The sequence below is a fragment of the Pseudomonas sp. v388 genome (assembly GCF_003935425.1).
Classification (GTDB): Bacteria; Pseudomonadota; Gammaproteobacteria; order Pseudomonadales; family Pseudomonadaceae; genus Aquipseudomonas.
Genome location: NZ_RHQN01000002.1, coordinates 141,740 through 164,689, shown reverse-complemented (window position 1 = coordinate 164,689; position 22,950 = coordinate 141,740). Strand labels below are relative to the sequence as shown.

25 protein-coding genes are annotated in these 22,950 nt (G+C 61.3%); 14 read left to right on the top strand and 11 right to left on the bottom strand.

Going from position 1 to position 22,950, the window contains the following annotated elements:
• Positions 1–103 precede the first annotated feature (103 nt).
• Both EGJ27_RS04890 and EGJ27_RS04885 read right to left on the bottom strand, forming a co-directional pair.
• Complete coding sequence (locus EGJ27_RS04890) at positions 104–352, bottom strand: TIGR02647 family protein (protein ID WP_125829606.1); 249 nt, start codon at positions 350–352, stop codon at positions 104–106.
• Between the two features lie 198 nt (positions 353–550).
• A complete protein-coding gene (locus EGJ27_RS04885; protein WP_125829605.1) occupies positions 551–826 on the bottom strand; it encodes a hypothetical protein in 276 nt (91 codons plus the stop codon).
• Positions 827–1,003: 177 nt separating this feature from the next.
• Here EGJ27_RS04885 and EGJ27_RS04880 point away from each other — a divergent pair, with 177 nt between their 5' ends.
• A complete protein-coding gene (locus tag EGJ27_RS04880) occupies positions 1,004–1,678 on the top strand; it encodes a glutathione S-transferase family protein (protein WP_125829604.1) in 675 nt (224 codons plus the stop codon).
• Positions 1,679–1,814: 136 nt separating this feature from the next.
• Here EGJ27_RS04880 and argH read toward each other — a convergent pair whose 3' ends face one another.
• Positions 1,815–3,209 (bottom strand): argininosuccinate lyase, encoded by a 1,395-nt coding sequence (gene argH, locus EGJ27_RS04875; protein ID WP_125829603.1) that lies wholly within the window; start codon positions 3,207–3,209, stop codon positions 1,815–1,817.
• 136 nt (positions 3,210–3,345) lie between these two features.
• On the opposite strand from argH, the gene EGJ27_RS04870 reads away from it, so the two are divergent.
• From EGJ27_RS04870 to rsd, 8 genes are all read left to right on the top strand, one after another.
• Positions 3,346–4,428: a sensor histidine kinase gene (locus EGJ27_RS04870; protein WP_125829602.1), complete on the top strand. Its 1,083-nt coding sequence runs from the start codon at positions 3,346–3,348 to the stop codon at positions 4,426–4,428.
• Positions 4,425–5,171: a LytTR family DNA-binding domain-containing protein gene (locus EGJ27_RS04865; RefSeq protein ID WP_125829601.1), complete on the top strand. Its 747-nt coding sequence runs from the start codon at positions 4,425–4,427 to the stop codon at positions 5,169–5,171. Before EGJ27_RS04870 ends, EGJ27_RS04865 begins: the two co-directional genes overlap by 4 nt.
• Before the next feature lie 228 nt (positions 5,172–5,399).
• Positions 5,400–6,341, top strand: coding sequence for a hydroxymethylbilane synthase (gene hemC, locus EGJ27_RS04860; RefSeq protein WP_125829600.1), 942 nt, complete (start codon positions 5,400–5,402; stop codon positions 6,339–6,341).
• A complete protein-coding gene (locus EGJ27_RS04855; protein ID WP_125829599.1) occupies positions 6,338–7,114 on the top strand; it encodes a uroporphyrinogen-III synthase in 777 nt (258 codons plus the stop codon). Before hemC ends, EGJ27_RS04855 begins: the two co-directional genes overlap by 4 nt.
• Before the next feature lie 49 nt (positions 7,115–7,163).
• Positions 7,164–8,288 (top strand): uroporphyrinogen-III C-methyltransferase, encoded by a 1,125-nt coding sequence (locus EGJ27_RS04850; protein ID WP_177522933.1) that lies wholly within the window; start codon positions 7,164–7,166, stop codon positions 8,286–8,288.
• Positions 8,285–9,529 (top strand): heme biosynthesis protein HemY, encoded by a 1,245-nt coding sequence (locus tag EGJ27_RS04845; RefSeq protein ID WP_125829597.1) that lies wholly within the window; start codon positions 8,285–8,287, stop codon positions 9,527–9,529. Before EGJ27_RS04850 ends, EGJ27_RS04845 begins: the two co-directional genes overlap by 4 nt.
• 229 nt (positions 9,530–9,758) lie before the next feature.
• Positions 9,759–10,286: a disulfide bond formation protein B gene (locus tag EGJ27_RS04840; protein ID WP_125829596.1), complete on the top strand. Its 528-nt coding sequence runs from the start codon at positions 9,759–9,761 to the stop codon at positions 10,284–10,286.
• Between the two features lie 172 nt (positions 10,287–10,458).
• The gene (rsd, locus tag EGJ27_RS04830; RefSeq protein WP_125829595.1) at positions 10,459–10,932 is read left to right on the top strand and encodes a sigma D regulator; all 474 of its coding nucleotides are present in this window, start codon (positions 10,459–10,461) and stop codon (positions 10,930–10,932) included.
• 78 nt (positions 10,933–11,010) lie between these two features.
• Here rsd and EGJ27_RS04825 read toward each other — a convergent pair whose 3' ends face one another.
• The gene (locus EGJ27_RS04825; RefSeq protein WP_125829594.1) at positions 11,011–11,688 is read right to left on the bottom strand and encodes an FKBP-type peptidyl-prolyl cis-trans isomerase; all 678 of its coding nucleotides are present in this window, start codon (positions 11,686–11,688) and stop codon (positions 11,011–11,013) included.
• Positions 11,689–11,905: 217 nt separating this feature from the next.
• Between EGJ27_RS04825 and EGJ27_RS04820 the strand changes: the two genes are divergently transcribed.
• Entirely contained in the window at positions 11,906–12,829 is a 924-nt protein-coding gene (locus tag EGJ27_RS04820; RefSeq protein ID WP_125829593.1) for an AlgP family protein, read from the top strand.
• On the opposite strand, the gene EGJ27_RS04815 is transcribed toward EGJ27_RS04820, so the two are convergent.
• Positions 12,826–13,302: a TIGR02444 family protein gene (locus EGJ27_RS04815; protein ID WP_125829592.1), complete on the bottom strand. Its 477-nt coding sequence runs from the start codon at positions 13,300–13,302 to the stop codon at positions 12,826–12,828. The two genes, EGJ27_RS04820 and EGJ27_RS04815, sit on opposite strands and share 4 nt — an antisense overlap.
• A gap of 46 nt (positions 13,303–13,348) precedes the next feature.
• Here EGJ27_RS04815 and EGJ27_RS04810 point away from each other — a divergent pair, with 46 nt between their 5' ends.
• The 3 genes from EGJ27_RS04810 to EGJ27_RS04800 are packed head-to-tail and all read left to right on the top strand — an operon-like array spanning position 13,349 to position 16,552.
• On the top strand, positions 13,349–15,259 hold the full coding sequence (locus tag EGJ27_RS04810; protein WP_125829591.1) for an ATP-binding cassette domain-containing protein: 1,911 nt from the start codon (positions 13,349–13,351) through the stop codon (positions 15,257–15,259).
• Between the two features lie 16 nt (positions 15,260–15,275).
• Positions 15,276–15,863, top strand: a complete 588-nt coding sequence (locus tag EGJ27_RS04805) for a mechanosensitive ion channel family protein (RefSeq protein WP_125830103.1) — start codon at positions 15,276–15,278, stop codon at positions 15,861–15,863.
• 56 nt (positions 15,864–15,919) lie between these two features.
• On the top strand, positions 15,920–16,552 hold the full coding sequence (locus EGJ27_RS04800; RefSeq protein ID WP_125829590.1) for a LysE family transporter: 633 nt from the start codon (positions 15,920–15,922) through the stop codon (positions 16,550–16,552).
• A gap of 56 nt (positions 16,553–16,608) precedes the next feature.
• Here EGJ27_RS04800 and EGJ27_RS04795 read toward each other — a convergent pair whose 3' ends face one another.
• The 6 genes from EGJ27_RS04795 to EGJ27_RS04770 all read right to left on the bottom strand — a co-directional run bounded on the left by EGJ27_RS04795 (position 16,609) and on the right by EGJ27_RS04770 (position 21,315).
• On the bottom strand, positions 16,609–17,349 hold the full coding sequence (locus EGJ27_RS04795) for a penicillin-binding protein activator LpoB (RefSeq protein WP_125829589.1): 741 nt from the start codon (positions 17,347–17,349) through the stop codon (positions 16,609–16,611).
• Positions 17,350–17,352: 3 nt separating this feature from the next.
• Positions 17,353–17,943, bottom strand: coding sequence for a penicillin-binding protein activator LpoB (gene lpoB, locus EGJ27_RS04790; RefSeq protein WP_125829588.1), 591 nt, complete (start codon positions 17,941–17,943; stop codon positions 17,353–17,355).
• A 32-nt stretch (positions 17,944–17,975) separates the two neighbouring features.
• The gene (locus EGJ27_RS04785) at positions 17,976–18,347 is read right to left on the bottom strand and encodes a YcfL family protein (protein ID WP_125829587.1); all 372 of its coding nucleotides are present in this window, start codon (positions 18,345–18,347) and stop codon (positions 17,976–17,978) included.
• A gap of 17 nt (positions 18,348–18,364) precedes the next feature.
• Positions 18,365–19,756, bottom strand: coding sequence for a COG3014 family protein (locus tag EGJ27_RS04780; RefSeq protein ID WP_125829586.1), 1,392 nt, complete (start codon positions 19,754–19,756; stop codon positions 18,365–18,367).
• Positions 19,757–19,997: 241 nt separating this feature from the next.
• A complete protein-coding gene (locus EGJ27_RS04775; protein ID WP_125829585.1) occupies positions 19,998–20,327 on the bottom strand; it encodes a DOPA 4,5-dioxygenase family protein in 330 nt (109 codons plus the stop codon).
• Positions 20,328–20,364: 37 nt separating this feature from the next.
• Positions 20,365–21,315, bottom strand: a complete 951-nt coding sequence (locus EGJ27_RS04770) for a LysR family transcriptional regulator (RefSeq protein ID WP_125829584.1) — start codon at positions 21,313–21,315, stop codon at positions 20,365–20,367.
• A 114-nt stretch (positions 21,316–21,429) separates the two neighbouring features.
• On the opposite strand from EGJ27_RS04770, the gene betC reads away from it, so the two are divergent.
• Complete coding sequence (gene betC, locus EGJ27_RS04765; protein ID WP_125829583.1) at positions 21,430–22,935, top strand: choline-sulfatase; 1,506 nt, start codon at positions 21,430–21,432, stop codon at positions 22,933–22,935.
• Positions 22,936–22,950: the final 15 nt, after the last annotated feature.

Genomic DNA, 22,950 nt, shown 5'->3' with positions numbered 1-22,950 from the left:
TGCATGTTCAGTCGGGTTATTATTCTGGCGCCAATTTTTTATATCGACCCATCATCCCGGAAATGAAGGGGCCGTCACAGTTTTTTGTGCAGGCCCCACGACGTCAGGCGGCTTCTCGGGATACGTCCAGAATGGTCAGCAGGGATTGCGCATGCTCGGCCGCCTCCAGCCCAAGGCTGGTCAGGTAACCACCATCGACCTGGGTGGTCAGGCCTTTTTCAAACAGTCTTTGTGCCGCGGCAATGGCCGAAGGTGCCGCCACATGGTGGACTTTCAGGCCTTCCTGGGTATTGGCCAGGTTGAACAGTGCAAGGATTTCCAGTTCGGCAACCAGCTCAGAGGTATACGACATAGGTGCTCCAGACTTTTCTAGATATACGCCACAGGCTGACGGAAGTGCCTGAGGTCGACGAGCAGATGCGATGCTCGTCGGCATCCGGAGGCCGCTAAAGCCGGCATGGCGCGAAAGCCCCGACAAAGCGTTGGCAGGGGGCTTCTGGAGTGTAGACACCGTCTTTATCCCTTGCCGGATATCTCTGCCGGCAAACGACTATTTTTCGGGCGGCAGCTCGGGCAGGGCTCGCAGGGCCGTTTCATACCACTGGGTATCGAAGGGACGATCCGTCTCGAGCATTGCATCGATCTCGAACGCAAGCACATGGGCCATCAATTCCAGGATGTCTTCACGCTCGTAGCCGACCAGGGTCAGCTTGTTGAAGGTGGCCTTGGCGGCAGGCGGGTTGTCGGCTTCGATCTGGTTTTCGATGGCCTGGATCAAGGTCGAGGCGGCGAACTCTTCTTCGTCGTTGTCGATTACGTCGGTCATGATGATTCCTCAGATAAGGCACGCATTTTAACCGCAATCCTGTCGCCGAAATCGCCTGGCAATGTAGGAGCGGTCTGAAATGCCCATGGAGTGCCCTCTAAGTATCTGACTTTAATGAATAAACCGATAAAGTCTCCCGCCCCCAAACCATCGCGCCAAGGCTCATGGAGGCCACCGATGCTGAAACTTTATGGATTCGCGGCGAGCAACTATTTCAACATGGTCCAGCTTGCACTGCTGGAGAAGCAACTGCCGTTCGAGGTAGTGCCTTTGCATGGCTGCCAGAACCCCGAAACGCTGGCAATCAGTGCACGAGGCAAGGTGCCCGTGCTGGGAACGCCGGAAGGCTTCATCAGCGAAACCGACGTGATCCTGCGCTATATCGAAGAGACTTCAAACGCCCGACCGCTCGTGCCTGCCGAGCCGTTCGCACGCGCGCAGATGTGGACCATCGCCAAGGAAATCGAGCTGTACATCGAGCTGCCGGCTCGTTCGTGCTACGTCGAGGTCATCTTCGGTGGGCGTCCGACGCCACCGGATCTCAAGGCCAAGGCCCGCCGGGATTTGATCAAGGGCTTCGCTGCCTTGGCTCAGCGCGCATGTTTCACACCCTATGTGACGGGTGAGCATTTTACGCTGGCGGATATTTACTTCCTGTACACCGTGGACCTTGCACAACGTGTAGGCGAGGAAATGTTCGGCCTGGATTTACTGGGGGACGTACCGGGAGCACGAGCATTGCTTGAGCGCCTGGCTGCGAATCCGAACGTGCAGAAGGTGGCAGCCGGCCGCGAAGCGGACTGGCCCAGATTCATGGCGCGTGTTCAGGCCGTAGCCCAAACGGCGGGGTGATCCGGCACCTGCTCGCGAAAAGGCCGACACCACCTGCAGGAGCGAGCTTGCTCGCGAAGAGCCCGGTGCAGCCGCAGAACATGCGTCGTCTGTACCAAAGTCTTCGCGACCAAGGTCGCTCCTACAAGCCAGGCACTCAGCGTGCTGCGAGCATCGCCTGACCACGCACCACTGCGGCGCGGACCTGTTCCGGTGCGGTGCCGCCGATGTGATTACGGGCATTCACCGAACCTTCTAGGGTCAGCACGGCAAAGACATCCTGCTCGATCTGATCGCTGAATTTACGCAGCTCTTCCAGGCTCATTTCCGCCAGGTCCTTGCCGGTTTCCACACCGTACTTCACGGCATGACCAACGATCTCATGGCAGTCGCGGAACGGCAGGCCACGGCGCACCAGGTAATCGGCAAGATCGGTAGCGGTGGAGAAACCGCGCAGCGCCGCTTCGCGCATGATCGCGTGTCTGGGCTTGATGGCCGGAACCATGTCGGCGAAGGCACGCAGTGAATCGCGCAGGGTGTCGGCCGCGTCGAACAGCGGCTCCTTGTCTTCCTGATTGTCCTTGTTGTAGGCCAGCGGCTGGCCCTTCATCAAGGTCAGCAACCCCATCAATGCACCGAACACACGGCCGCTCTTGCCGCGAACCAGCTCGGGAACGTCCGGGTTTTTCTTTTGCGGCATGATCGAGCTGCCGGTGCAGAAGCGATCCGGCAGGTCGATGAACTGGAACTGGGCACTGGTCCACAACACCAGCTCTTCAGAGAAACGCGACAGGTGCATCATCGCAACCGAAGCAGCCGAGCAGAATTCGATGGCGAAATCGCGATCAGAAACGCCGTCCAGCGAGTTGCCACCCACAGCGTCGAAGCCCAGCAGCTTGCAGGTCAGCTCACGGTCGATCGGATAGGTGGTGCCGGCCAGTGCCGCGCTGCCCAGAGGCATGCGGTTCAGACGCTTGCGGCAATCGACCAGGCGTTCATGGTCGCGGCTGAGCATTTCGAACCAGGCCAGCATGTGGTGTCCGAAGGTCACCGGCTGTGCGGTCTGCAGGTGAGTGAAACCCGGCATGATGGTGTCGGCTTCGCGCTCGGCCAGGCCCAGCAGCCCTTGTTGCAGGCGGTTGATCTCGCCCAGGATGAGGTCGATTTCGTCACGCAGCCACAAGCGGATATCGGTCGCGACCTGATCGTTACGGCTACGGCCGGTGTGCAGTTTCTTGCCGGTGACGCCGATGCGGTCGGTCAGGCGCGCCTCGATGTTCATGTGCACATCTTCCAGATCGACGCGCCATTCGAACTGGCCGGCCTCGATCTCGCCCTGAATGGTGTTCAGGCCATCGATGATGGTGTCGCGCTCGGCATCGGTCAGCACGCCGACCTTGGCCAGCATCGTGGCGTGGGCGATGGAGCCCATGATGTCGTGGCGGTACAGGCGTTGATCGAAGGTGACGGAGGCGGTGAAGCGCGCGACGAAGGCGTCGACGGGTTCACTGAAGCGGCCGCCCCAGGACTGGTTGGTCTTGTCGGTGCTCATGGTTTCGCTCGTTGCTCTGCTGGAAAGTGGCGTGCCCGAAAACGTGGCACAAGGGCGAGTGCGATGATAACAGGGTTGTCGTTTTTTTATCCCCGGACGGCTTGCCGCTGGCCAGGCTTGGGACGAGACTGGCTGCATGCGAAAAAACCCTGCGAACCCGACTGCCAGCCCCGCGCCCGGCAAAGACTTCTTCCTCCCCGAGCTGTGCCTGCCGCAGGCATTGCTGGTGCTCGTGGTATTGGCCGAGCTGCTGGTGTTAGTGCTGGTGCTGGTCGAGCCGATGCGCAGCGGATTCAACTGGGTGCGCCTGGCACTGATGTCGCTGTTCGTGCAGTGGATCGTACTGCTGTCGGCTGCCTTGTTGTGCGGCCTTCGTCCCTGGCTGGCGCGTCTGCCGGCGGGACTGGCCGGCGTGTTGAGCTGCCTGCTGGTGGTCGCACTGACCCTGTTGTGTACGGCGGTAACCGACATCTGCCAGCTCACCGGACGAATCTCGGTAGACGGCATGGTCGAGCGTTACCTGCGATACGCATTGATCGCGCTGATCATGTCGGCGCTGATGCTGCGTTATTTTTACCTGCAAAGTCAGTGGCGCAAGCAACAACAAGGCGAGCTGCGCGCACGGATCGAATCGCTGCAGGCGCGCATCCGGCCGCATTTTCTGTTCAACACGCTCAACAGCATTGCCAGCCTGGTCGCCAGCAATCCGGCCAAGGCCGAACAGGCCGTACTGGACCTCTCCGACCTTTTTCGCGCCAGCCTGGCCAAGCCCGGCAGCCTGGTGACATGGCGCGAAGAACTGGCTTTGGCGAAACGATATTTATCGATTGAGCAATATCGTCTCGGCGAGCGTCTACAGTTGGACTGGAGGGTGAACACAATTCCCGATGACTTGCCGATTCCCCAGCTAACCTTGCAGCCATTGCTGGAAAACGCGTTGATCTACGGTATTGCCCCGCGGGTGGAAGGGGGCGTGGTCCGGGTCGAAGCTGACTATAGAGGGGGAGAGCTCATGTTGTGCGTCAGCAATCCCTTTGACGAAGTTGCCACACGGCAGACTTCCCACGGAACGCAACAGGCCTTGCTGAATATAGGTGCTCGTCTTACGGCACTTTTTGGCCCGCACGCCAGTCTGAGCGTGGAGCGCCGTGACGGTCGTCACTACACCTGTCTACGCTATCCTTGTGCGAGACTCACGCAGGAAGCCAGAGCTATATGAATGTCCTGATCGTTGATGACGAACCCCTGGCCCGCGAGCGACTGAGCCGATTGGTCAGCGAAATCGAGGGTTACCGGGTACTTGAACCTAGCGCCGCCAATGGTGAAGAGGCTTTGGCGCTGATTGAAAATCTGAAGCCCGATGTCGTGCTGCTGGATATCCGCATGCCGGGTATCGACGGCCTGCAAGTGGCTGCCAAACTGTGCGAGCGCGAAGCTCCACCCGCGGTGGTCTTCTGCACGGCGCACGATGAATTTGCGCTCGACGCCTTTCAGGTCAGCGCCGTGGGCTATCTGGTGAAACCGGTCAGGTCGGAAAACCTGATCGAAGCACTGAAGAAGGCCGAGCGCCCCAATCGGGTCCAGCTGGCCGCCATGACGCGGCCCGCTGCCGAAAGTGGCAACGGCCCACGCAGCCACATCAGTGCCAGGACGCGAAAAGGTATCGAGCTGATCCCGCTGGATCAGGTGATCTTTTTCATTGCCGACCACAAGTACGTCACCCTGCGTCACGACGGTGGCGAGGTATTGCTCGACGAGCCTCTCAAGGCGCTGGAAGACGAGTTCGGTGACCGGTTCGTGCGTATTCACCGCAATGCATTGGTGGCACGAGAACGCATCGAACGCTTGCAGCGCACCCCGCTGGGCCATTTCCAGCTGTTTCTCAGGGGGCTTAATGGTGATGCGCTGATTGTCAGCCGCCGCCATGTAGCAGGCGTGCGCAAGATGATGCAACAGCTCTGACACGTACCTCGACCCACGGCGGCCTGCTCGCAGAGACCTGGTCACGCATCGGCATCAGCGCCCGATTCGCGAGCATTCCGGCTCTTTGTCGACCAGCATGGCCGGGCGGCGCCCGGCACCGTATTCCTTGATTGGAACCAGTGGGTCACTGCGACTTTACGGACGACGCTGAAGTCGTTCCGGCTGAGCTGGTATGATCCGTCGTATTTACCTAGTACGGATTGTTCAATGTCTTCTCGCGAAATCCGCATTGCCACTCGCAAAAGTGCGCTGGCCCTCTGGCAGGCCGAATATGTCAAAGCCCGGCTCGAAGCGGCTCATCCCGGCCTGATCGTGACGCTGGTTCCGATGGTCAGCCGTGGCGACAAGCTGCTCGACTCGCCACTGTCGAAAATCGGCGGCAAGGGTCTGTTCGTCAAGGAACTGGAAACTGCGCTGCTGGAAAACGAAGCCGACATCGCCGTGCATTCGATGAAGGATGTGCCGATGGATTTCCCGCAAGGCCTGGGCCTGTTCTGCATCTGTGAACGGGAAGACCCGCGGGATGCCTTCGTATCCAACACCTACGCCAGCCTTGAGCAACTGCCGGCCGCAAGCGTGGTGGGCACCTCCAGCCTGCGGCGTCAGGCCCAACTGCTGGCCAGGCGGCCGGACCTCAAGATTCATTTCCTGCGTGGCAACGTCAATACGCGCCTGGCAAAACTGGATGCCGGCGAGTACGACGCGATCATCCTGGCGGCGGCCGGGCTCATTCGCCTGGGCTTCGAGGACCGGATCACGGCCGCGATCAGCGTGGACGACAGTCTGCCGGCCGGCGGGCAGGGTGCGGTGGGCATCGAGTGCCGCAGCGTCGACGCCGAAATCCATGCACTGCTCGCACCCCTGCATCACGCCGACACGGCGGTGCGGGTCATTGCCGAGCGCTCGCTGAACAAACATCTCAACGGTGGCTGCCAGGTGCCGATCGCCTGCTACGCCGTGCTTGAAGGCGATCAGGTCTGGCTGCGCGGCCTGGTGGGCGCGCCTTCGGGCGAGGTGCTGTTGCAGGCCGAGGCGCGTGCGCCGCAGACCGCGGCCCAGGCGCTGGGTGTCGAGGTCGCCGAGGCCTTGCTCGCGCAAGGTGCGGACAAGATCCTCAAGGCTGTTTATGGCGAGGCCGACACCGAATGAACGCATGGCGCCTGCTGCTGACCCGGCCGGCCCAGGAATCCGCCGCACTGGCGCGTTTCCTCGACGAGCAGGGCGTTTTCAGCAGCAGCCTGCCTTTGCTTGAAATCGACCCCCTGCCACTGACTCCCGCGCAGCGCTCGATCATCTACACATTGCTCGACTATTCTGCGGTCATCGTGGTGAGCAAGCCTGCCGCGCGATTGGGTCTGGAGTTGGTCGACGAGGTCTGGCCGCAGCCGCCCATGCAGCCGTGGTTCAGCGTCGGCGAAGCGACCGGCAGAATTCTTGCAGACTTCGGGCTCGATGTGAGCTGGCCCGCCGAGGGCGACGACAGCGAAGCCTTGCTCGATCTGCCGCGCTTGCAGCAAGCGGTCGCACAGCCCGGCAGCCGAGTGCTGATCCTGCGCGGCGACGAAGGTCGCGAGCTGTTGGCCGAGCGCCTTCGCGATCAGGGTGTGGAGGTCGACTACCTGCCGCTGTACCGTCGTTTCCTGCCGTCCTATCCACCCTCGACGCTGCGGCAGCGCGTCGAGTTGGAACGCTTGAACGGGCTGGTGGTCAGCAGTGGGCAGGGATTCGAACATCTGCTCCAACTGGCGGCGGATGCATGGCCACAGTTGGCCGACATGCCTCTGTTCGTACCGAGCGCGCGGGTTGCCGAAATGGCCCGGGCGGCGGGTGCTTCAACCGTTATTGATTGCCATGGCGCCAGCGCCGTGGCATTGCTGGCAGCGTTGCGGGATCAGCCGCAACCAGCCGTCAAGGCGTACTGATCGACATCGCGTCGTTACGCTAATACGCCAAAATGCAAAGGATGGATACGTGAGCGAAACAGCCTTGCCTAAAGACGAAGAATCGGTACTCAAGACGCCGACATCCACTCCCGACCCGAAGCGCCCCGAGCGCACCGGGAACCGTAACAGCGGCCTGGTCATCCTGGCGCTGTTGCTGGGTATCGCAGGCATTGCCGTCGCCGGTTGGGGAGTCTGGCAGCTGCGAATGTTGCAGGCCGGGCACCAGCAACAACGCGGTCAGGTCCAGAACATTGCCGAGCAGACCCTGGCCCTTGCCCAGAGCGATCAGCAGCTCACGGCCCGCCTGGCCCAGTTCCCGCCGGCCGACCAGCTTGAAGACAGTCGCCGCCTGGTGACCCAGCTGCAAGGCGATCAACAGCGCCTCAGCCAGCGTCTGGAAACCGTACTGGGCGCCAGCCGCAAGGACTGGCGCCTGGCTGAAGCCGAGCATCTGCTGCGTCTGGCCAGCCTGCGACTGTCGGCATTGCAGGACATCAACAGCGCGCTGGCACTGGTCCAGGGTGCGGATGAAATTCTTCGCGAACAGGACGACCCGGGGTCGTACGCCGCCCGCGAGCAACTGGCCCGCAGCCTCGCTGCACTGCGCAGCATCGAGCAGCCGGATCGCACAGGGTTGTTCCTGCAACTGGCCGCGCTGCGTGACCAGGCCGTCCAGCTCAACAAACTGGCGCCTGAGTACCAGGACAAAGGCGAATCGCTGCTGGGCCTGACCTCGGAGAAATCCGAAGACAACTACTGGACCCAGTGGTGGAACCAGATTTCCCACTACTTCCGTATCGACTTCAGCGCCGACAAGGACATCCGCCCGGTGCTGGCGGGCCAAGCGCTGGCCCAGGTGCGCCTGGCGTTGAGCCTGGCACTGGAGCAGGCGCAGTGGGCGGCGCTCAATGGCGAACCGCAGGTGTACGCCAAGGCCGTGACCGAAGCGAAAAGCGTACTGCAAGCCAACTTCAATCAGGATGATCCGCAGAGCAGAGTGATCGGCGAACGCCTGGACGCGCTGGCCAAACAACCGGTTGCGGTCATGACACCGGATCTGGCGCAGAGCCTGAGCGCGGTGCAAGCCTATCTGGAGCGGCGCCACGCGTCCGCGGCTGAACCTGCCGACGCGACGCGGGGTGTCAGCCCATGAAGCGCGTCTATGTCCTGCTGTTCATCGCTATTGTGGTCGCGGCCCTGATCGGCGTCGCGATTGCAGAACATTCCGGCTACGTCCTGATTGCGTACCAGAACTTCCGTTACGAATCGAGCCTGTGGGCAACGCTCGCATTGCTGGTGGCCGTGCTGCTGGTGATTTTCCTGATCCGCGCCTTGATACTCCTGCTGACCACCTCCGGTGGCGTGGTCAATCCGTGGTCGCTACGTAATCGCCGCCGCCGCGTGCAGCTGGCGATCGAACAGGGCCAGATGGATCTGGCCGAGGGACGGTGGGCCAGCGCCCAGCGTCACTTGCACCGCGCTGCCGAGGCAGATCCGCAACCGCTGCTCTACTACATCGGCGCTGCACGGGCAGCCAACGAGCAAGGTCGCTACGAAGATTGCGACAGCCTGCTGGAGCGCGCCCTGGAACGCCAGCCACAGGCGGAACTGGCCATTGCCCTGAGTCACGCGCAGTTGCAGCAGGACCGAGGCGACACGGACAACGCGCTGGTGACCCTGCAGGCGATGCATGAACGTCATCCGCATAATCCGCAGGTTCTGCGCCAGTTGCAGCGCCTGTATCAGCAGCGCGGGGACTGGTCGCAGCTGATCAAAATGATGCCTGAACTACGCAAGGACAAGGTGCTGCCGCCCAAGGAACTGGCAGAGCTGGAGCGTCGTGCCTGGGGTGAGAACCTGACCCTGGCCGCCTGGCGCGACGAGAGCGAAGGCACGCAGGCCGGGCTGCCGTCGCTGGAAAGTGCCTGGAAAGGCCTGACTTCCGCGCAACGTCAGGAACCGCAATTGGTGCTGGCGTATGCCGAACAGCTACGGCGTCTGGGTGCCGACGCCCAGGCCGAAGAAGTGCTGCGCACGGCGATCAAGCGCGACTACCACAGCCATCTGGCACGTCTTTACGGGCTGGTTCGCGGCAGTGAACCCTCGAAACAGCTGCAAGCGGCCGAAGGCTGGCTCAAACAGCACCCCGACGATCCCAGCCTGTTGCTCACTCTGGGGCGTATCTGCCTGCAAAGCCGATTGTGGGGCAAGGCCCGCGACTATCTGGAAAGCAGCCTGCGGATGCAGCGTAATCCGGAAACCTGTGCCGAACTGGCGCGCCTGCTCGCCCAACTCGGCGAGACGGACCGGAGCAACCAGTTGTTTCAGGAAGGTCTGGGCATGCTCGATGAACGCCTTCTCGCTCGCCCGGTTCCCGCGTTGACCAAAGCCTGACACCGGTGGGGGCCAGTCCGATGCCCTCACCCTGCTGGCCTGCCGTTCATGGCCGTCATCCTGGCGTGAAACCAGGCCCAGATATTTCCTACATCGATTCGTGAAAAAGCGCAGCAGATCTATGCGCGCTTTCCTCTCAAAACAGCGAATCGTCCGTACTTTGTCGCCTTGATAGCGCCAGGCGCTTTCCTCTACCGTAACCACCAATGTCTTTGGTAACGGATTTGCCATGTATCTGGCTTGCACGCGCTCCCTGTTTCTGTTCGTCTCCATCGCATGTGCATTGATCATCGGCGCGACCTTCTACCTGCAACGAACCTTCGGCCTCGACCCCTGCCTGCTTTGTATGCTGCAACGCATCGCCATGATCGGTTGCGGGCTGCTGGGACTTTCCGCTGCGTGGCATGCGCCGGGAATCGCAGGCTGGCGGCGATACGCCACGTCCGTGCTGCTGATTGCGGCGTTCGGTGCAGCGGCAGCGGGCAGCCAGGTCTGGCTGCAGACCGCCACCCATGATCAACTGGTGCCGATCGTGGCCCGTCTCGAAACAGTGCTTAGCGCGCTGTCCCTACACACCTGGCTTGTCCGCCTGGACAGCGAGATCGTGTTCTGCGCTGAAATAAACTGGTCGCTGTGCGGATTCACCCTGCCGGAGTGGAGCCTGCTGGCTTTCACCGGAATCATGGCGCTCGCCTGCTATCCGCTTTTCAAGGGCTCCTCGGGCCGCCGATACACCGAAGGTCGGGCAAAGGATTAAACGCTTGTATGAACTTTCTCTCCTGCGTACCTTGATGGCCTTGTCTTGCGGGCATAATCTGGCCGCACGCGTCATTGGAAGTATGCAGTCCTGGCGCATTTAACAGGCAGGTTCCTACACCACACTAGGGCCGGCACAGGACCGCATGCCCCTGAAGGGAAGAGAAAACATCATGTTGGAAAGTTGTCAGAACGCTCAGGAACGATGGGGTGGAGTCAATCTGCTGATTGACCGCTGGTTGCAGGATCGTCACGAACTGATCAAGGCCTACGATGCGCTGGGCGATACGCCAGAAGCACTGGCTGCGGATCTCGACGCGCTCCAGCGGTTTTGCGAAATCCTGGTCGACTACGTTTCGGCCGGGCATTTCGAAGTGTATGAGCAACTGAGCAGTGAAGCCAAAGCGTTCAATGATGAGCGCGGGCTTGAACTGGCCGACACGATCTATCCGCGTCTGGACGTGATCACCAAATTTGCGCTGGCGTTCAATGACCGCTGCGACAAGGGTGACTGTTCGGATTGCTCCCTGGTCGCCAGTGAATTCAACAAACTGGGCGGTTTGCTGCACGAGCGTTTCGAACTGGAAGACTGCCTGATCGAAGTGCTGCACAACTCCCACAAGGAAGAAGTCGCCGCTCAGGCGTAAGCGCTGTCACACGGCTTGAACCGGTCGTTGCCAAAGGGTGCTTTTGCACCCTTTTGCATGTCTGGCACCCGGCAAAGGCTACTGGGAAACGGCAATCAGCTCGATTTCGAACACCAGAGGCGTGAACGGGTCGATCAGGTCGCCCGCGCCTTCTGCGCCGTAGGCCTGATCGGACGGAATCACCAGCCGCCACTTCGCACCCACGGGCATCTCCTGAAGCGCGGTGGTCCATCCACTGATGACGCTATCGAGCCTGAACCATTGCGGTTGCCTGCTCTGATCGAAAATCGTGCCGTCCGGCAATCGACCCACATATTGCACCTCGACCCGGCCGTTGAGGTCCGGCTTGGGGCCGGTGCCGGCTACAAGCTCGGTCATCAGGATACCGTCGCCCAACACCTTCACGCCCGGGCGAGCTTTTTCCGCATCCAGGAAACGCCGTTCGGCTCCCAGGGCCGCCTCGCTGGAGGCATCCGGCAAGCCCGACACTTCGGCTTGTGCCATTGCGGCGTCATGTTCACGCAGAATCTCATCGATGCGCTGTTGCTTGAGCGCCAGCGGTTTATTCTGATAAGCGTGTTGCAACCCTTCGACCAGCGCCTTGAGGTCCAGGTCCGGCACTTCCTGCTGCAGACGCTCACCCAGACTGGCGCCCAGGCTGTAGGCCAGATCATGGGAATTGGTCAGGGAGGCGGGTTCGGCGGCTTGCGCCAGTGGTAGCAACAGGAACAACGACGTTAACAAGTAGCGCGACATGAATGCTCTCCGGCCTGGGAAGGCAGCGATTATGCCAGCGCCAGCACGTGCAGTTGCGATTGTGGGTAAATGAAATTCTTGATCGCGGATTGAACAGCCACCGCAGTCGTTTGCGCAGCCATGCAACAGGGTGCATCCGATGCTGTCAAGATGCCCTAGCCGCGGTTCCAGCAGAGGTCTAGTATGAGCCGCTAATTCGTCAGCCAGGAGGTAAGTCATGTCGGCCAAAAAGAAGCCAGTAAACACTCCGCTACACCTGCTCCAGCAACTGTCGGGCAGCTTGCTCGAACATCTGGAAGACGCCTGTTCCCAAGCTTTGGCTGATGCCGAGAAACTGCTCGCCAAGCTCGAAAAACAGCGCGGAAAAGCCCAGGAAAAGCTGCATAAATCTCGCACCAAAGTGCAGGACGCCGCTGCTGTCGGTAAAGCCAAGGCCCAGAAAAAAGCCAAGAGTGTCACCACCGAGCTGGAAGAACTGCTCGACGCGCTGAAGAATCGCCAGACCGAAACCCGCGCCTACATCCTGCAACTCAAGCGCGATGCCCAGGAAAGCCTGAAGCTCGCTCAGGGTGTCGGCCGCGTCAAGGAAGCGGTCGGCAAGGTATTGATCGCCCGTGAAGCCAAACCGGCAGCGCCGGTGAAAGTTGCCGCCAAGCCTGCTGCCAGCAAGACCGCCGCGCGCTCAACCGCGACCAAGACTGCGGCCGCCAAGCCGGCTGCGCTGAAGGCTCCGGCCAAGACGGCAACTGCCAAACCCGCCGCCAGAAGAACGCCGGCCGCCGCCTCGACGGTCGCCAAACCGGTAACGGGCAAAGCCGCGGCGGTGAAGGCACCTGCGAAGCCTGCCGCCGCCAAGCCGGCAGCCAGCACGGCGAGCAAATCCCCAGTCAAATCAGCGGCCAAACCGGCAGCAACCAAAGCAGCGCCAACCACAGGCAGTGCCGCCAAGCCGGCAGCCAAGCCTGCCGCACGTCCAGCGGCGAAGTCGGCAACAGCCAAGCCTGTCACCAAGCCCGCAGCGGCAAAACCGACTGCTGCAAAACCGGCCGCCAAACCCGCGGCAAGCCCTGCACCGGCGGCGGCTCCCGCTGCCGCAGCACCGGTGGCCGGCAACAGCGTGACGCCAAGCAGCGCTTCCTAAGTCTGGTTGGTCGTCAGTCCCGCCGCGTCGCGCAGCACTTGCAGCGCGCCACGGCGGTTTTTACCCGCTTCTCCGGCCACTTCGCTCAACCACTCTTGCGAACCCCGCTCATCTACTGCAGGCCACGCCTCGACCAGTGCCTGCAAACTCGTCAGCAATTGCCGTTCGGCATCCAGTTCAAGCGCCTTGACCTGCTCGCGCAACGCGCTCAACGCGGAATCGTGAATCGCTGCGGCTTTCCACCGGCTACGTAACTCACGCAGCGGACGCACCACATCAGCGTGCCAAGGCTCGGCCCGTTCCCGGACTTCCCTCAGTCGTCGGCCGTTGCAGGGCACGTCATGCATGGCCAGCCACACACCGCAAAGCACCATGCATACGTTGGCGCCGCCGGCTTGAAGGTCCAGGCACGCCTGTTCCACGCCGGGCCTTGCGTAAAAATCGAGGGTGAAACTCCAGAGGTCTGAAGGCATAGTGATCAACCTGTTCGGGACGAAGCTGGTAGACTCCGCCGCCATTATGATTCGACTTCAAAGCCTTACCTTACAGCGTGGTCCGCAACGTCTGCTAGAAGACGCCGAGCTGACCCTGCACGCCGGCCAGAAAGCCGGCCTGATCGGTGCCAATGGCGCCGGTAAATCCAGCCTGTTCGCACTGCTGCGCGGGGAGCTGACTCCCGACTCCGGTGACTGCCTGCTGCCCGCCGACTGGCGCATCGCGCACATGCGTCAGGAGGTCGATACCCTCGAACGCCTGGCGGTGGACTACGTGCTCGACGGCGACATTCGCCTGCGCGAAGTGCAGCGTCTGCTTGCCGAAGCCGAAGCGGCGCAGGACGGCGCGGCGCAGGCTCGCTTACATGCGGAGCTGGACAGCGCCGACGGTTACACCGCCGATGCCCGTGCCCGCAAGCTGCTGGCGGGCCTGGGCTTCACCAACGAGCAGATGGAACGCCAGGTCGGCAGCTTCTCCGGTGGCTGGCGGATGCGCCTGAACCTGGCGCAGGCACTGATGTGCCCATCCGACCTGCTGCTGCTCGACGAGCCGACCAACCACCTGGATCTCGACGCGATTCTGTGGCTGGAGGACTGGCTCAAGGGTTATCCCGGCACCTTGCTGCTGATTTCCCACGACCGGGACTTCCTCGACGCCGTGGTCGATCACATCGCGCATGTCGAGCAACGCAGGATCACGCTTTACCGCGGCGGCTACAGCGCCTTCGAGCGCGCGCGTGCCGAGCGTCTGGCCCAGCAGCAACAAGCCTACGAGAAGCAGCAGGCGCAGCGGGCGCATATGGAAAAGTACATCGCCCGCTTCAAGGCCCAGGCCACCAAGGCGCGCCAGGCGCAGAGCCGCATCAAGGCGCTGGAGCGCATGGAAGAGTTGTCGGCCGCGCACGTCGACTCGCCGTTCAATTTCGTGTTCCGTGAGTCCGACAAGATCTCCAGCCCGTTGCTGGACATGTCCGAAGCGCGTCTGGGCTATGGCGACAAAACCATCCTGGAAAAGGTCAAGCTGCAACTGACTCCGGGCGCGCGCATCGGCCTGCTCGGCCCCAACGGGGCGGGCAAGTCGACGCTGATCAAGAACCTTGCCGGTGAGCTTTCTCCGCAAAGCGGCCGACTGGTACGCGGTGAAAACCTCACCGTCGGCTATTTTGCCCAGCACCAGCTCGATTCGCTGGATGCCAAGGCCAACCCGTTGCTGCACCTGCAACGCCTGGCGCCGACCGAGCGTGAACAGACCCTGCGCGACTTCCTGGGTGGCTTCGACTTCCGTGGCGCTCGGCTGGACGAGCCGGTGGTGAATTTCTCCGGCGGTGAAAAAGCCAGGCTGGCTCTTGCCCTGATTGCCTGGGAAAAGCCCAACCTGCTGCTGCTCGACGAACCCACCAACCACCTGGATCTGGAAATGCGCCTGGCGCTGACCATGGCACTTCAGGAGTTCAGCGGTGCGGTATTGGTGGTCTCCCACGACCGACACTTGCTCAAGAGCACTACCGATGACTTCCTGCTGGTGGCCGACGGCCGCGTGCAGGAATTCGACGGCGATCTGGACGACTACACCCGCTGGCTGGCGGACTACCGGTTGCGTAACGCGCCGGTCAGCACCACGCCGGTCAATGCCGACAAGACTGACAAGAAAGCCCAGCGCCAGCAGGCTGCCGCCCTGCGTCAGCAACTGGCGCCGCACAAGCGCGAAGCGGACAAGCTTGAGCGCGAGTTGGGTACCGTCAACGAAAAGCTGGCCAGAATCGAAGAAGCACTGGGCGACAGTGCCAACTACGAGGCGGCCAACAAGGACAAGCTGCGCGAGCTGCTGGCCGAGCAGGCAAAACTGAAGGTCCGCGAGGCGGAACTGGAAGAGACGTGGATGGAGGCGCTGGAGCTGCTGGAGTCGATGCAGGCCGAGCTGGAAGCGCTGTCGTGAGTAAGGCGAGAACATGATGGAGTTGTTTGGTTTGCTGGTTGCGCCACACTGGGTCGAACCGATCCTGCTGGGTGTGCAGATTCTGCTGATTTTGCTGGTCGGTTACGTGTTGCAACGTGTCGTCGGGCGCTTCCTGACCGGGTTGGGCGAGCGATATCCGCTGCCCCCTGAACTGCTGGTGCCGGTGCGCGGTGTTTTGCGCTGGCTGATCATGGGCAGCGCCTTCGTGGTGGTGCTTGGGCGCATGGGTGTTTCAGCCACGGTGCTCTGGACAGCGTTGTCGGGCTTTGTCGCCGTTGCGGCGGTGGCGTTCTTCGCCATGTGGAGCGTGCTGTCCAATCTGCTGTGCGCAATCCTGATCTACACCATCGGCCCGTTCCGCATCGGCGATGTGGTGGAGCTGGTCGACACCCTGGACAAGCCGGGTGTGAAGGGGCGTGTGGTCGCCATCAACCTGATGTTCACGACCCTGATCGAGATGCCTGAGTCAGGCGGCGCGCTGGTTCAAGTGCCCAACAGCCAGTTCTTCCAGAAGTCGGTGCGTCGCTGGCGCGGCAGTGATGCGCTGCCCCTGGCATCCATCGAAAAGACCCTGGGCGAGTAGCATTCGGCGCGGCCAGGCACTAACTTAGCGAAACATGATTTTGCCTGGAGGATGTGATGGAGCTTGAGACGTGGCTGGGATTCCTGGCGGCCAGCTGGATTATCAGCCTTTCCCCGGGCGCAGGCGCCATCGCGTCGATGTCCTGCGGCCTGCAATATGGTTTCTGGCGGGGTTACTGGAATGCCCTGGGTTTGCAAATCGCGCTGGTGGCGCAGATCGCGGTGGTCGCAGCCGGCCTGGGCGCCGTGCTCGCCGCATCGGAGCTGGCGTTCAGCCTGATCAAATGGTTTGGCGTGGCGTACCTGATTTATCTGGGCATCAAGCAATGGCGGGCGCTGCCCACCGATCTGGCTGACGAGTCGACGATTCGCCCGATCGGCAAGCCGTTGAGCCTGGTCTTGCGTGGCTTTCTGGTGAATATCAGCAACCCCAAGGCGCTGGTGTTCATGCTGGCGATCCTGCCACAGTTCATCGACCCGGCGGCGCCGCTGCTGATCCAGTACGTGATCATCGCGGCAACCATGGTGTCGGTGGATCTGATCGTGATGGCCGGCTATACCGGACTGGCCGCCCGTGTGCTGCGCGCCTTGAAGACGCCGACCCAACAGCGTCGCCTCAACCGCACCTTCGCCAGCCTGTTCGTCGGCGCCGCGGGGTTCCTGGCGACCTTGCATCGCGGCACGGCTTGAATCTGAAGCCATGAACCGGCTCCGCTACCAGGAGCCGGCTCATTCAGACGCTGCGTTCAGCGCAGAATCTTCGGTGCCTCGTCACGGGGCAGGTTGTTCTGCTGCATGGGCTGGTGGCTGTACTCCACCTCGCCACGCAGCTGCTCACGCATCTGGCGCGCGACATCCACACCAATCGACTTGGACACCTCACGCACCACTCGGCCACGATTGAGCGACACCTTGATGTCCCGACCGTTGACCAGCCTGGTGTCCTGACCTTCCCCCATCGCCGTAAAAGCCGAAGTGATTTCGAAAGTGCGGGTGTTGATCAGGCTGAAATCGGCGACCAGGGTCAGGCCCAGAATGGCCGAATGGGTGTCGGTATTGGCGATCTCGCCTACATCCTGACGGAAGTCGATATCGGAAACCGTCCCGAACAGCACGTAGTCCGCACCTTTGAAGTTGCCGTTCTTGATGCGCTTGATGACGTCGTAGACATCTTCCTTGGAGCCGGCGGTGTAGGGCGTACCTTGCACCAGCTGGAACATCCCGGACTTGAGGATCTCGCCCTTGATGTCGCCGCTGAATTTACGCAGTTCACCTTGCTCGATGTAGCTGGTACGCGACTCGTACTCATCGTAGCTGGCGGAACCGCTGGCGCTGTAGCGATTGACCTGCACGTCGCTGCGCGCCGAGACCGTGTGGATGTACTGCTCCACACGTTCCTGGAACGCCATGTCGGCCACCGCGATCTTCGGAGCGGCCTGGACGCCGAAGGCGCACACCATGCCGATAATGCCAATCCATGCACGCATCAATTAACGCTCCGTGGTCTTGCGGATTTCTTTCTCGTCCATCCACTCGGCCAGACCGCTTTCAACGTCGATCAATTGCAGGCTGAATTTGTAGAAAACGTCCTTGTAGTCGCTGCTGCGCTTGACGATGGAGCTGATCGAGCCTTCCAGGCGGTACTTGGCGGCGATCATGTTGCCGGTCTTGGCCACGGTGGTCTGCTTGTAGAGGCCGCTCTGGTTTTGCAGCTTGAGCTGGTCGACCTGGCTCTGCATCTGGGTGTTGTCACTGGCGAAGCGGGCAGTGCCGGACTTCATCAGTTGGGTCTTGATGGAGGTGGTGATTTCGCGGGTGTCGATGTATTCGCTGGTCTTGTTCTTCACATCGTAGACCTGAACCACCGGACGGCCCTGCAGAATCCCGGACTGGGCCAGGGAGCGGGTCATGCTCTCGGCGATCATCTGCAGATCGGTGGAGCCGAACTCGTTGGTCACGGTCTCGACGGCCTTGGTGTCGCCGTAGCTGATGTTCTTGCTCCCCAGAACCGGGGAGTTATTGGCGCAACCGCTAGCCAGAATGGCGATGGCGGCGATGGAGCAAAGACGAATGGACAGCATGTCGGGACTCTCTTGAACTGAGCGAATGGGGATCAAGGCGTATTGATTTCGAGGCGGAAATCAGTCGCGCGAGGAACCGGCGCAATGGCCGGCAAAACGGTGCTCTGCGAGCCATACAGGGTCAGGCTTTTCCAGCCTTCTTCATCGGCAACCGGGAAACCGTCGTTACCCAGCCAGGCAAAGCGGTAATACATCATCCTGTTACGGCTGCTGGTGTTGCTCAACTGCGCCTTGACCGTCAGAAAGCCGTTTTCACGGGCGACGCGGATAGCGCCAACCTCGATATTTTTGGTGTCGCCCATCGACACCACTTTGCTGGCGGCACTGCCGGGCGCAGGTGGCGGCGGCGTAGCGCAACCGGCGAGCATGGCAAGGGCCAGCGCGCCGAAAATCTTCATACGCATGAGAATCTCCGTTTCAGTTATTTGGCAGCCGCAATGGCTTGAGGCAGGGTCGTCGGTATCACTTGAGCAGCCAGGCTGCCGGCATAGACCTGGTTGCCCAGGGCGCGCAGCGGAATCACCTGGTAGCGTTGATCGACCTTGACCTGCACTCGAGTACCGCCCAGCGAGCTAGGCAGAACGATCTGGTGTTCGCCCTGGGTCAGACGCAAGCGTGCCACCAACGTGTTGTCCGGCAGGGTGCGCCAGGTGCGGGTATCTGCACCTTCGGTCACGGCCGAAGCGATGCCCAGGGCCAGGCCGGCCAGCGGGTTGACGTCATTGAGCTGCTTTTGTGCGACGCCACGGGTGATGGCGCGCACCGTCGTGCGCAGGATGATGCCCGGCATGTCATCACGCAGCGCACGGCGCGACATGTCAGTGGTGCTGTTGAGCAGAGTCAGATTGAGCGGCTTGCCGTCCAGGCTGATCTGATTGAAGGCGGGCGTCAGGGTGTCCGGCTTGATCACCGGGAACGACAGGGGCGTGATCACCAGATTGCCGCTGATCGGCAGTGGCAACGGAACGCGTACCGAATCGCGGGCCGGGGCGAAGCCGGACTGGACGATGATCAGCACTTCACTGCTGCCGTCCTTGCTGCCGGCGGCGTCCAGATCCTTGAGGGTCTGTTCCAGCAACGGCGTATTGGGGCGCAACTCTGCAGCCTTGCGATAGCCCGGCGCGGCCAGACCTTTTTCACCCAGGGCCTCATAAACGAAACCGGAAAGGTAGTGACTGAATGCGCTCTGATAGCTGTTTTTCAGACCAACCACTTCAGGCGCATCGAGTGAGGCAACCGGGTAGCCCTGCAGGTCCTTGAACTGGGTTTTGACGCCCCGGTTCTCGGCTTCCTGCTCGCTCTTGAGGTACTCCTTGTCGCGCAGTTCGGCGATGATCGCTTCACGCTCGTGGGTCTTCTTGATTTCCGTGCGGGCGCCGTCGAAATCGTTCAGCGCCAGCCGGTTGAGCGCCATCTGTGTGGTCAGCATGACCTTTTCGTAGTCATAGCCTTCGTAGCGACGAACCTTGTCGTTCACCAGGAAGCTACCGAACTGGGCCAGGTACTTGTCAGTGTCGAGCCTGACTGATTCTTCCCACTTGAACACCACCTGATCGGCGGTGCGCCAGGCAGTCTGGCTGCCGGTGAAATCCCCCTTGGCGCGCAGCAGTTCGCCCTTCTCGAAGTAATACAGCAGATCCTTGTCGGCGCTGCTGTTGTTCTTTTCAAGGGTGCCGAGGGCGGCATCGACATTGCCGGATACCAACTGCTGATTGGTTTCCAGCAATTCGGAATCATAGCTTCGAAAGGCAGCACAACCGGTCAATTGCACAGCGACGACCACAGCGAGTGCGGTCAAGGCACGAGATGACATGCGCGTTCAATCCTTGAATTCGAATAGCCACGGCGATGCGCGCTATACAGGTCCGTCTGTTCAGCAGCAACGCTGCCGGTTTGGCTTGCTTCTGGGCAGAATCCAGCGCAAGGGCGCCGGATTATAAGCCGCGGGCGCAGCCTGACAACGGATATTTACTTTCGTTCAAGAATTTCAGAAGAAACTTACGAACGGTATCCAAATGAGTTTTCAGCTCGCGACTCAGGTCCAGTCTGCATCCCTAGCTGAAAACGCTCAGATTGAGCGGCCTGACCGCACCCATCCAGATAGCGTGCTCCGTGTGATCGCGCAGCTCATCGCCGGTCAGCGGATGCACGAACACCACCAACCCCTTGCGATTGAGCGCCAGCCACAGCGTCACGTCCGCCAATTGCGCGTGCTCGAACGCCAGCTGGCAGCTCCAGTCCGGATGCGGCCCGACCGGGCGCTGATGAACCCTGCCCATTTGCACGCCGAACTCGTCAACGGCGGCCTCACACAGCGCTTGCGCCTGTTCGAGGCTTTGCGCATCAAAGTAAACATGGGCGTGATAGCCCTGAACGGTCGGCATGACCGAGTCCTCCGTAATCCGAATCAGTGATCGAGCCTCAGACCGCAATAGACGGCAGCGGCTTGCCCGCCAGCGAATCACTGCTCAATGCCTGCTCGCTGGCCAGCCAGTCGACGAACTGCTGAACGATCTGCACCCGGCGTTTACGCTGTGGCAGAACCACGTAATAACCGTAAGCGGAAATCGCCGTGCCCACCACCGGGCGGCACAGCAAACCCTGGGCGAGCAGGTCGTCGATCAAGTGCCGCCAGCCGATGGCAACGCCCTGTCCACCGATGGCCGCCTGAATCAGCAGCGTGTAATTGTCGAAACGCAACTGGCCGGGCGCAGGCGCCTGGGCAATGCCCAAGGCCCGGAATACGCCGCTCCAGTCAAACCAGTCATTGCTGCCCTCGCCACGCAGGTGCAGCAAAGGAAACTCCTTGAGCGCGTCGTTGGTCAGCGGTGTCTCACGACCGGCCACCAGCTGCGGGCTGCACACCGGAAACACTTCTTCGCTGAACAGCCAGCGGCTTTCGCCTTGCTTGAAGCGCCCATCGCCGAACAGCACGGCCACGTCGACATCCGCCCGTAGCATGCTGTGGGTACGTTCGCTGGTGACCAGGCTGACGTCCACGTCCGGGTTCAGTTTATGGAAACGATGCAGGCGCGGCATCAGCCAGTAGGCGGCGAAGGCGAAGTCCGTCGCCACCTGCAGCACTTCGTGCTGATGCCGGTCGGTGATCGCCACAAGACCACTGTCCATCGATTGAAGACCTGCCTGCACATGGTTGAACAGCACCTGGCCAGCGTCGGTCAGCTCGATGCCGCGGTAGATGCGGTCGAACAGCCGGATGGCCAACTGTTCTTCCAGGCGCTTGATCTGCTGGCTCACGGCAGGCTGAGTGGTCCCCAGCTCAATGGCCGCAGCCGTGAAACTGCGCAGCCGCGCAGCCGCCTCGAAGGCGCGCAGTAGATCGAGCGACATCTCGCCAAGCGTTTCAAACATAAGCTGTGCTTATCCTAGGTATTGCCTTGCATGGGCTTTACCGTCTAATCCAACGGCTTCATTCTGATGTTCAGCACTTTCGCATAACTATTCACTATGGGATGCAGCGATTACATGAAGCGCAAAAATATTCTTTTCATCATGGCCGATCAAATGGCCGCGCCCATGTTGCCATTCCACGCGCCGTCCCCGATCAAGATGCCCAACCTGAGTCGTCTGGCCGCCGAAGGCGTGGTGTTCGATTCTGCCTATTGCAACAGCCCGCTCTGTGCGCCATCCCGCTTTACGCTGGTCAGCGGCCAGTTGCCCAGCCGGATCGGTGCCTATGACAACGCAGCCGATTTCCCGGCCGATATTCCGACCTACGCCCACTACCTGCGTGCCTTGGGCTACAAGACTGCGCTGTCGGGCAAGATGCATTTCTGCGGCCCGGATCAGTTGCATGGCTATGAAGAGCGCCTGACCAGCGATATCTACCCGGCCGACTATGGTTGGGCCGTGAACTGGGACGAGCCGGACGTTCGGCCGAGCTGGTACCACAACATGTCGTCGGTGCTGCAAGCCGGGCCGAGCGTGCGCACCAACCAGCTGGATTTCGACGAAGAAGTGGTGTTCAAGGCGCGGCAGTATCTGTACGACCATGTCCGCCAGGACGGCGACGCGCCGTTCTGTCTGACAGTGTCCATGACCCATCCTCACGACCCGTACACCATTCCCAAACCCTACTGGGACCTGTACCGCGACGACGAGATCCCGATGCCGGCGCAACCGGCCGACCAGCAAGCCCTGGACCCACATTCGCAACGCCTGCTCAAAGTCTACGATCTATGGGACAAACCTCTGCCGCAGGACAAGATCCGCGATGCACGCCGAGCGTATTTCGGGGCGTGCAGCTATATCGACGACAACGTCGGCAAGTTGCTGGCGACGCTCGAAGAGGTGGGTCTGGCCGAGGACACTATCATCGTGTTCTCCGGCGACCACGGCGACATGCTTGGGGAAAAAGGCCTCTGGTACAAAATGCACTGGTTCGAGATGGCGGCGCGCGTGCCGCTGCTGGTGTACGCTCCGGGTCAGTTCAAGGCCGGTCGCGTGAGTGCTTCGGTGTCGACCGCCGACCTGCTGCCGACCTTCGTCGACATGGCCGAAGGTGAACTGGACAGCGGCCTGCCGCTGGACGGTCGCTCGCTGATGCCGCACCTCATGGGGCAGGGCGGTCACGACGAAGTGTTCGGCGAGTACATGGCCGAGGGCACCACCAGCCCGTTGATGATGATTCGTCGCGGCCGCTACAAGTTTGTCTATTCGGAACAGGACCCGTGCTTGTTGTTCGACGTGCACAGCGACCCGCAGGAAAGGGAAGACCTGAACGGCTCGCCCGCCCATCAACAGGTGTTCAGCGATCTCCTGCTCGAAGCCCGGGCGAAATGGAACATACCGGCGATACACCACCAGGTGCTCGCCAGCCAGCGTCGGCGACGTTTTGTCGCCCGCGCACTGGCAACCGGCAAGCTGAAGAGTTGGGATCACCAGCCACTGGTAGACGCCAGTCAGCAATACATGCGCAACCATATTGATCTGGACGATCTGGAGCGCAAGGCACGTTATCCGCAACTTTGAAACCCTGCCCAAACC

Excerpts from the sequence above, each read along its gene's own strand:
- EGJ27_RS04785 (WP_125829587.1), bottom strand. The coding sequence starts at position 18,347 with ATGCGTATGAAGATTTTCGGCGCGCTGGCCCTTGCCATGCTCGCCGGT.
- EGJ27_RS04800 (WP_125829590.1), top strand. The coding sequence starts at position 15,920 with ATGGAGCTTGAGACGTGGCTGGGATTCCTGGCGGCCAGCTGGATTATC.
- rsd (WP_125829595.1), top strand. The coding sequence starts at position 10,459 with ATGTTGGAAAGTTGTCAGAACGCTCAGGAACGATGGGGTGGAGTCAAT.
- EGJ27_RS04870 (WP_125829602.1), top strand. The coding sequence starts at position 3,346 with ATGCGAAAAAACCCTGCGAACCCGACTGCCAGCCCCGCGCCCGGCAAA.
- EGJ27_RS04775 (WP_125829585.1), bottom strand. The coding sequence starts at position 20,327 with ATGCCGACCGTTCAGGGCTATCACGCCCATGTTTACTTTGATGCGCAA.
- EGJ27_RS04865 (WP_125829601.1), top strand. The coding sequence starts at position 4,425 with ATGAATGTCCTGATCGTTGATGACGAACCCCTGGCCCGCGAGCGACTG.
- EGJ27_RS04845 (WP_125829597.1), top strand. The coding sequence starts at position 8,285 with ATGAAGCGCGTCTATGTCCTGCTGTTCATCGCTATTGTGGTCGCGGCC.
- EGJ27_RS04780 (WP_125829586.1), bottom strand. The coding sequence starts at position 19,756 with ATGTCATCTCGTGCCTTGACCGCACTCGCTGTGGTCGTCGCTGTGCAA.
- EGJ27_RS04815 (WP_125829592.1), bottom strand. The coding sequence starts at position 13,302 with ATGCCTTCAGACCTCTGGAGTTTCACCCTCGATTTTTACGCAAGGCCC.
- argH (WP_125829603.1), bottom strand. The coding sequence starts at position 3,209 with ATGAGCACCGACAAGACCAACCAGTCCTGGGGCGGCCGCTTCAGTGAA.
- EGJ27_RS04795 (WP_125829589.1), bottom strand. The coding sequence starts at position 17,349 with ATGCGTGCATGGATTGGCATTATCGGCATGGTGTGCGCCTTCGGCGTC.
- EGJ27_RS04885 (WP_125829605.1), bottom strand. The coding sequence starts at position 826 with ATGACCGACGTAATCGACAACGACGAAGAAGAGTTCGCCGCCTCGACC.
- EGJ27_RS04810 (WP_125829591.1), top strand. The coding sequence starts at position 13,349 with ATGATTCGACTTCAAAGCCTTACCTTACAGCGTGGTCCGCAACGTCTG.
- hemC (WP_125829600.1), top strand. The coding sequence starts at position 5,400 with ATGTCTTCTCGCGAAATCCGCATTGCCACTCGCAAAAGTGCGCTGGCC.
- EGJ27_RS04880 (WP_125829604.1), top strand. The coding sequence starts at position 1,004 with ATGCTGAAACTTTATGGATTCGCGGCGAGCAACTATTTCAACATGGTC.
- EGJ27_RS04820 (WP_125829593.1), top strand. The coding sequence starts at position 11,906 with ATGTCGGCCAAAAAGAAGCCAGTAAACACTCCGCTACACCTGCTCCAG.
- EGJ27_RS04805 (WP_125830103.1), top strand. The coding sequence starts at position 15,276 with ATGGAGTTGTTTGGTTTGCTGGTTGCGCCACACTGGGTCGAACCGATC.
- EGJ27_RS04855 (WP_125829599.1), top strand. The coding sequence starts at position 6,338 with ATGAACGCATGGCGCCTGCTGCTGACCCGGCCGGCCCAGGAATCCGCC.
- betC (WP_125829583.1), top strand. The coding sequence starts at position 21,430 with ATGAAGCGCAAAAATATTCTTTTCATCATGGCCGATCAAATGGCCGCG.
- lpoB (WP_125829588.1), bottom strand. The coding sequence starts at position 17,943 with ATGCTGTCCATTCGTCTTTGCTCCATCGCCGCCATCGCCATTCTGGCT.
- EGJ27_RS04840 (WP_125829596.1), top strand. The coding sequence starts at position 9,759 with ATGTATCTGGCTTGCACGCGCTCCCTGTTTCTGTTCGTCTCCATCGCA.
- EGJ27_RS04890 (WP_125829606.1), bottom strand. The coding sequence starts at position 352 with ATGTCGTATACCTCTGAGCTGGTTGCCGAACTGGAAATCCTTGCACTG.
- EGJ27_RS04825 (WP_125829594.1), bottom strand. The coding sequence starts at position 11,688 with ATGTCGCGCTACTTGTTAACGTCGTTGTTCCTGTTGCTACCACTGGCG.
- EGJ27_RS04770 (WP_125829584.1), bottom strand. The coding sequence starts at position 21,315 with ATGTTTGAAACGCTTGGCGAGATGTCGCTCGATCTACTGCGCGCCTTC.